The 7,691-nt window shown below is 44.2% G+C and carries 5 protein-coding genes and 1 pseudogene; all 6 read left to right on the forward strand.

Translation table 11 applies throughout. The features are described from left to right. Positions 1–6: 6 nt before the first annotated feature. A complete protein-coding gene (locus AB5Y50_RS16240) occupies positions 7–1,902 on the forward strand; it encodes a glycosyltransferase (protein WP_113978062.1) in 1,896 nt (631 codons plus the stop codon). 249 nt (positions 1,903–2,151) lie between these two features. After that, a complete protein-coding gene (locus AB5Y50_RS16245; RefSeq protein ID WP_113978064.1) occupies positions 2,152–2,955 on the forward strand; it encodes a glycosyltransferase in 804 nt (267 codons plus the stop codon). Continuing rightward, positions 2,955–3,905, forward strand: coding sequence for an SDR family oxidoreductase (locus tag AB5Y50_RS16250; protein WP_080770108.1), 951 nt, complete (start codon positions 2,955–2,957; stop codon positions 3,903–3,905). The genes AB5Y50_RS16245 and AB5Y50_RS16250 overlap by 1 nt, the downstream gene beginning before the upstream one ends. 153 nt (positions 3,906–4,058) lie before the next feature. After that, positions 4,059–4,940, forward strand: a complete 882-nt coding sequence (locus AB5Y50_RS16255; RefSeq protein WP_368163084.1) for a glycosyltransferase family 4 protein — start codon at positions 4,059–4,061, stop codon at positions 4,938–4,940. Then, positions 4,937–6,922, forward strand: a complete 1,986-nt coding sequence (locus tag AB5Y50_RS16260) for a polysaccharide biosynthesis protein (RefSeq protein WP_368163085.1) — start codon at positions 4,937–4,939, stop codon at positions 6,920–6,922. The genes AB5Y50_RS16255 and AB5Y50_RS16260 overlap by 4 nt, the downstream gene beginning before the upstream one ends. A gap of 581 nt (positions 6,923–7,503) precedes the next feature. Beyond that, positions 7,504–7,691 (forward strand): annotated as a pseudogene (locus AB5Y50_RS16265) (IS5/IS1182 family transposase); the annotation flags it as partial.

Raw genomic sequence — 7,691 nt, forward strand, 5'->3', positions numbered from 1 at the left:
ATCAATATGAAATACAATTTTTCTATTCTTAAATTTGCATTGAAACGGTTTATTCTTTTAACTAGAGATAGAGGTTTAAAATATTCGTTGTCGCTGGCTCTCTCTAAAAGAAAGCAGTTGATATCTATGTTGTCAATTAGTGGCAAGCATTTTAATAAACAAAGCTTCAACATGGTATCTACGACTGAAAGTAATAATGGTATAGAAAATTTAGTTTCAGTTATCATTCCTATATATGATCGAACATGGGAATTGCAAGCCGCAATAGATTCAATATTAAATCAAACATATAAAAATATAGAGCTAATTCTTGTCTGTGATGGTTCACCAGACGAGACGCTTCAAGTAGTCGAGCAATATAGAAATGATGAGCGTGTGAAAATTTATAAATACCCACGTTCATCTGGAAATGCGGTTAGAGGGCGCAATAAGGGAATTTTAGAAGCACAGGGTGAATATATTGCTTTTTTAGATAGTGATGATATCGCATCTAATAATCGCTTAGAACTTTCAGTTTCTTTTTTAAGTAATAACTCTTCATATTCTGGGGTGTATGGCTCTTGGAGAGCTATTGTTGATGGATCTCGTCAAATTTCTGGTATAGAAGATGGGATGATTGTGCATAGCCCAGATGGAACGCTTAAAGAGCACCTTGAAAATTGTATTCCATGTCAGAGCACAGTAATGGTAAGACGGGATGCTCTTATGGCTGTTGGATGCATCAATAGAAATATGAAATATAGAGAGGATCATGAGTTATGGGCTAGGCTGAATTACTATAACTATAGATTGAAGTCTCTCCCTGATGTTCTTGTTTCACTTAGATTACATGCAGGTAATAATGAACTGAATTTCCATTCTCAAAAAGGAGATGATGTTTGGTATCGAGAGCTATTAAAACAATACAATACCAAGGTATCTCGCCCACAAAAAATATGTTGGATTGTAGCTGGCCTCGGAATCTCTGGTGGACTGGCAATTATTATCAAGCATGCCAATTATTTGCTTTCTCGTGGTCATGATGTTTCATTTATTTGTCTATCGGAAGAAAACAATATATCTTGGATGGAAAATAGTGTTCCTGTTTATCAGATTGGCAACGGCGACGTCATTAAAAATATTGATTTGCTAATTGCTACAGCATGGAATACAGAGCCATATTTAAGCCGTATCTCATCACGCCGTAAATTATATTTTGTACAGTCTGATGAACGCCGATTTATTGATGAGAAAGGAGTTCAAGAACTTATTTCATCTGGTTATGATAAAGAATATGAATATTTTACCGAGGCGTTTTGGATTCAGAATATGTTCCATTCTGAGTTCCAGCGTTCAGCTTTTTATGTGCCAAACGGCCTTGACCAATTACTCTTTAAGCCCGTTGAGCCATTCATTCCCAAAGGCACTAAAAAGCGTGTTTTAATCGAAGGACCTATTGATATTCCATTTAAGGCAGTGGAAGATGCATATAATGCAGTAAAAGACCTTGATTGTGAAATATGGATTGTAAGTAGTGCTGGTAAGCCTAAAAGTGGATGGAGATATGATCACTTTTTTGAAAAAGTGCCTATGAGCATGATGCCATCTATCTATAGCTCTTGTGATATTTTTATCAAAATGAGCAGAATTGAAGGCTTCTTTGGTCCCCCGCTTGAAGCTATGGGCTGTGGATGTGTTCCTGTTGTAGGTAAAGTGACAGGTTGGGACGAGTACATTATCGATGGTTATAATGCAATAGCAGTTGAACTACTCGATGTCAAAGCAGCGAAACAAGCCGTTGAACGGCTTATCAATGATGATGCTTTGTATAATATGCTCTTAAAGCATGGAGCAAAGACTGCTACAGAATGGCCTTGGAGTGAGTCATTCCAAAGGTTAGATTTGCTTATTGAGCGTGAATAAAACTTTACTGTAATGGTGGTGGTCATGAACTATTTCTAGTATGAACTTTTTATTAGTGTCATACATCTTAGTGTTTATGACTGCCATCATATTTTTAGGTGTTTTATGGTTAAGCAAATGACTTGTTATAATTAAATTTGGTTTTTTTGTATGTTTTTATATTCGTTTTATGCATAAATGAAAAAATTCATGTTTTATACATGGTGAAAGAGAAATCGCTCGCTTTTGCCGAAACGAAGTCAATGAGCCATGTCAAAAAAAATTGTTGCTATCAGTGTTGTCATCTTTAATGTTGATATAGAGCTTTTAAATAGAACTCTTTTTAATATTGTTAAAGCTTCTAAACTGACATCATATAATGTAGAAATTCATGTGAGAGATAACTCTGTAACATCCTCAGATGAAGTCGGTAGTTTGTTGGCGATAGTAGCTAAGAATATTGTGATAAATTACCATCATGATGGTATGAACGTAGGTTATGGGGATGGACATAATAGTTGTTTGACGCAAGGAAATTACCACCTTATCCTCAATCCCGACTTGGAAGTTGCCCCAGATGCACTGAAAAATGCGCTCGAGTTTATGGAGCTACATCCGGATTGTGGATTATTGACACCTTTCGCTACGTGGGAAGATGGTGAGGTACAGCGGCTTTGTAAACGCTACCCAACTGTATTTGATTTATTGCTGCGTGGTTTTGCGCCCGCGTTTGTGAAGAAGATATTCCATCTGCGGTTGGCAAAATATGAGATGGCTGATCAGCTCAACAATCATGACGTGCTGTGGGATCCACCCATTGTCAGTGGTTGTTTCATGCTGTTTCGTACAGATGTTCTGCAGCAGCTCGGAGGATTTGACCCTCGCTTTTTCCTCTATTTCGAAGATTTTGACATCAGTTTGCGGGCAGGAAAGATCAGCCGGATTGCCTATGTTCCTCAAGTGAAGGTTGTCCATCACGGTGGCCATGCATCCCGCAAAGGCTGGCGCCATATCTGGATGTTTGGGCGCTCTATGGTGACTTTCTTCAATATTCACGGTTGGCGTTGGTGGTAATGTCAGATATCAAAAGTACAGTCTTGGTAACAGGCGCCAACGGATTTGTTGGCAAGGCGGTCTGTGAACACCTGCTGAGTCTGGGGGTGAATGTGAAAGGTGCGGTGCGAAGTCACCCGCTTGCTTCGTATCACATCAACGCTCCCTCTTTGACAGCAGATGCAAACTGGACAACCCAATTACAACAGGTGGATGTTGTCATTCACTGTGCCGCCAGGGTGCATGTGATGTCTGATAAGGAAGCAGATCCTCTAACAGCGTTTCGAGCGGTAAACACAATTGGCACATTAAATCTCGCAAACCAGGCCGCAGATGCTGGTGTTAAGCGCTTCATATTTATTAGCTCGATTAAAGTAAATGGTGAGCAGACTGAGCCCGGTAAGCCGTTTGATGAACATGTCCAGAATCCACCACAAGACCCTTATGGCCGCTCAAAATATGATGCAGAGCAAGGGCTGATGGCACTTGCTAAGAAGTGTGGTATGGCTGTCACCATTATCCGGCCTCCTCTTATTTATGGTAAGGGTGTGAAGGCTAATTTTGCCAGCATGTTAAAGATGGTGCATACCGGTTTTCCACTCCCCTTTGCCCGTTTGAAAAATGCACGGAGTTTATTGGCATTACCCAATTTATGCGATTTCATTGCTCGTGCGATAGATCATCCTGCTACCGTTAATCAGATTTTTTTGGTCGCAGATCCAGTTCCTGTTTCGACATCTGAAATGCTGATAGCTATTGCTGATGCTGAAGGTGTCCCTTCTCGACTGTTTTATATTCCATCAATTCTGGTAAGAGGGATTGGCCGTTGCTTTGGGATTGATGCCAAATTGCAGCGGATTTATGGCTCTCTAGAAATGGATACGGGCAAGGCTCAGAGGCAGCTACAATGGTCGGCTCCTTATACGTTTTCTCAGGCTTTATCCCTGATGGCATCTTCCAAAAATGAGTAGTTTGTGATGCTGACATTTCCGTTACTTCTAGTTTTATGTTTGTTTTTCTCCATTATCATGACAGGCTTACTTAAGCGCTACGGTCAGAGCCGTCTTCTTGACCAACCCAATCATCGCAGCTCACATTATATACCTACGCCGAGAGGTGGAGGCATGGCGATTGTCGCTACATTTCTGTTGGCTTCTCCTTTTCTCGTCGTGAGCCAGGTGTCGGATTTGTATGGGGTATCTTATGGAAGCTTGCTATTGATATGGATTGCAGCACTGGGCATCGCACTAGTTGGTTTTATCGATGATCACCTGTCTCTTGAGCCAAAAACTCGTTTAATTGTCCAGAGTCTTTCTGCTGCATTGGTTGTAGTAGCTGTTGATGGATTGCCAGAGCTGACTTTCTTTGGGTGGCAGCTAAATCTTGCCTGGTTTGGTTATGCGCTGGCATGGTTAGGTGTGATCTGGTTTATCAATCTTTACAACTTCATGGATGGCATCGATGGCCTAGCTGCCGGTGAGGCCGTGACTGTCTGTATTGTCATGGCGTTACTGCATTACCTTTTTGGAGGTGAGTGGCCGTTTGCGAGTTTGACCCTGTTGCTGGGGGCTTCTGTTGCGGGCTTTTTGTGCTGGAATTTTCCACCGGCCAAGATCTTCATGGGAGATGGGGGCAGTGGCTTCCTTGGTATGATGCTCGCATCCCTGATGTTGCTTGATGCAAGTTTCACCCCCCAATTCCTGTGGGCGTGGCTTGTCATGCTCGGCGTCTTTGTCGTTGATGCTACCTGGACTTTACTGAATCGCTATCGTCTCAAATGTCACTTGAGTGATGCTCATCGAACTCATGCCTACCAATATCTTGCAAGGCACTGGAAAAGTCATCGCAATGTGACACTGATGGTGCTCTTGATAAATGTCCTATGGCTTGCACCTATTGCTGCCATGATTGTAGGGGGGGCGCTCGATGGCATGTTGGGTCTGATTATTGCCTACTTACCGCTAACTTATCTCGCATTTTACCTAAAGGCTGGAGTACCTGAATGAGCACAGATTTTTTGCCGGGGGGTAGCTGGTTACTTACCTGCCTTGGTTCCTTGTCACGAGCCAGCAAGCGAGCAATATCTGTCGCAGTAGATACGTTATTGATTACCATGGCATATTGGGGGGCATATTGGATCAGGCTTGAACATAGCTGGCCAATCGCAAGCCCCCATCATTGGGCCCTTTTGTGTGCGATTATTGTCCTAAGCATTAGTGTCTTTGTTCGGCTGGGTTTGTATCGTGCAATCTTGCGATATGTTAGCTTTCGAGTGCTCTGGACAATCTCATTAGGTGCATTTGTTTCAACGAGCTTTTTTGTTATCTCTGCGTTTTACTTCGATATCTTCTTGCCCAGAACCGTATCGGTCATCTATCTCTCATTTTTGGTGTTGATGGTCGGTGGTGTGCGGTTGTTCTTTCGGGCTCTGCTGAATACTACTCGTTTGGCGCGTACACAGGTTATGATCTACGGTGCGGGTTCCTCGGGGCGACAGTTGCAAGTGGCTTTGTTGCAAGGTAATGAGTTTTACCCAGTTGCCTTTGTGGATGATGATCCTGCCAAACAAGGATGCGTTATTCAGGGATGTACCGTGTACAACAGTGCTCAGCTCCCCACGCTGATTGATCACCATGGGGTGAAGAAGATCCTGTTAGCCATGCCAAGCTGCACCAGGGCTCGTCGTCAGGAAGTGATCAATGCACTTGAGCCTCTCTCTTGTGAAGTGCTGTCTATCCCGGGAATGGCCGATCTGGTCAATGGATCTGCCCGTATTGATCAGCTTAATGAAGTCTCCATCGACGATCTGTTGGGTAGAGACCCGGTAGAGCCGGTGACGACATTGATGGAAGCCAACATCACAGGCAAAGCGGTCATGGTGACGGGGGCTGGGGGCTCTATTGGATCGGAGCTCTGTCGCCAGATCTTGCGGTGCCGGCCATCCACCTTGGTTCTGTTCGAACTGTCTGAATACGCCCTCTATGTCTTACACAAAAACTTGCGTGAACAGTGCGAACGTGAGGGAATTGAAACTGAGCTTGCTCCGTTACTGGGCTCAGTGCAGCGCCAGCACCGCCTCAAGACGGTGATGCAGAGCTTTCGGATCCAGACTATCTACCATACTGCCGCTTACAAGCATGTGCCCTTGGTCGAGTTCAATATCATAGAAGGGGTACGCAATAATGTATTTGGCACTCTTTATGCTGCTCAAGCAGCCATTGAAGCGGAAGTTGAAACCTTTGTACTGATATCCACTGACAAAGCGGTACGCCCAACTAACACCATGGGGGCCAGCAAGCGCTTGGCCGAGCTCATCCTGCAAGCCTTGACCCGTGAGAAGCACAAAACCCGTTTTTGTATGGTGCGCTTTGGTAATGTGCTCGGATCTTCCGGCTCAGTGGTGCCACTGTTCAGACAACAGATAGACAAAGGTGGGCCTATTACTCTGACTCATCCCGATATCATACGCTACTTCATGACAATACCGGAGGCTGCCCAGTTGGTTATCCAGGCGGGCGCGATGGGGGAGGGGGGCGATGTTTTTGTGCTCGATATGGGGCAGCCAGTCCGGATCATGGAGCTTGCAAAACGTATGATCCGTCTTAGCGGTCTGACGCTTCGCGATGAACTGCGGCCCGATGGCGACATTGCTATTGAGGTGACGGGGTTGCGGCCAGGTGAAAAACTCTATGAGGAATTGTTGATTGGGGATGATGCTAGAGGTACAGAACATCCCAGGATCATGGTGGCGCAAGAATGCTGGCTCCCCTGGTCAAGGCTGCGTCCCTTGCTGGCCTCGCTGGATGACGCCTGTCACCACTTTGATCAACAGAAAGTACGCAACATTCTGATGCACGCACCTGCTGCGTTCGAACCAACAGACGGCATCTGTGATCTGGTCTGGCTTGCTAAACAACGTGATCTGGCAACAGACAATGTGGTTCCACTTCCTACATACAACATCGATTTTTATATTGAAAATCAATAATATTCTATTATTGCTCGCTTCATCAGACATCTTTATTGATTACATCTTTGGTTGTTTTTTTGAGCGATCAAGAGCTGGTTAGACCAGATTGGCTACCCTTTTGAGCAAACAATAGGTAGAATCAAGCTCGCCGATTCAAAATTAATCTTGTATCCTCTTGTGCTTAATAGGCTCAGCAAGATCATGGTTATCACGACGGATAAGCATAACGAGCGCCTCGCCGTCATGCTTGCCAAGGTGAGCAGGATAAAAACTGTCATAAATCTTTGGCAAACTTAACAATATGTGGACTGCGAGCACACTGGGAGCTGTAACTCAGGGGCGGTAGCTAACTTTGTTCAATGCTCTGCGCCATCACTTAATGATAATATTGTTTTTATAACCGGCTAGTCTGGTACTTGAGCGGTAGATTGTCAGAGCTGCTTTAGGTTAGGCACATGTTTGACACATACATTTGAATGAATGCACAAAAAATGTGTTTTTACAATATATTGTTTTCATTGAGATACTTAGGGAAGGTGCGAACAAGTCCCTGATATGAGATCATGTTTGTCATCTGGAGCCATGGAACAGGGTTCATCATGAGTCATCAACTTACCTTCGCCGACAGTCAATTCAGCAGTAAGCGCCGTCAGACCAGAAAAGAGATTTTCTTGTCCCGCATGGAGCAGATCCTGCCATGGCAAAACATGGTGGAAGTCATCGAGCCGTTTTACCCCAAGGCTGGTAATGGCCGGCGACCTTATCCGCTGGAAACCATGCTACGCAT

It is taken from the genome of Aeromonas sp. s6 (assembly GCF_040907815.1).
Classification (GTDB): Bacteria; Pseudomonadota; Gammaproteobacteria; order Enterobacterales; family Aeromonadaceae; genus Aeromonas; species Aeromonas caviae.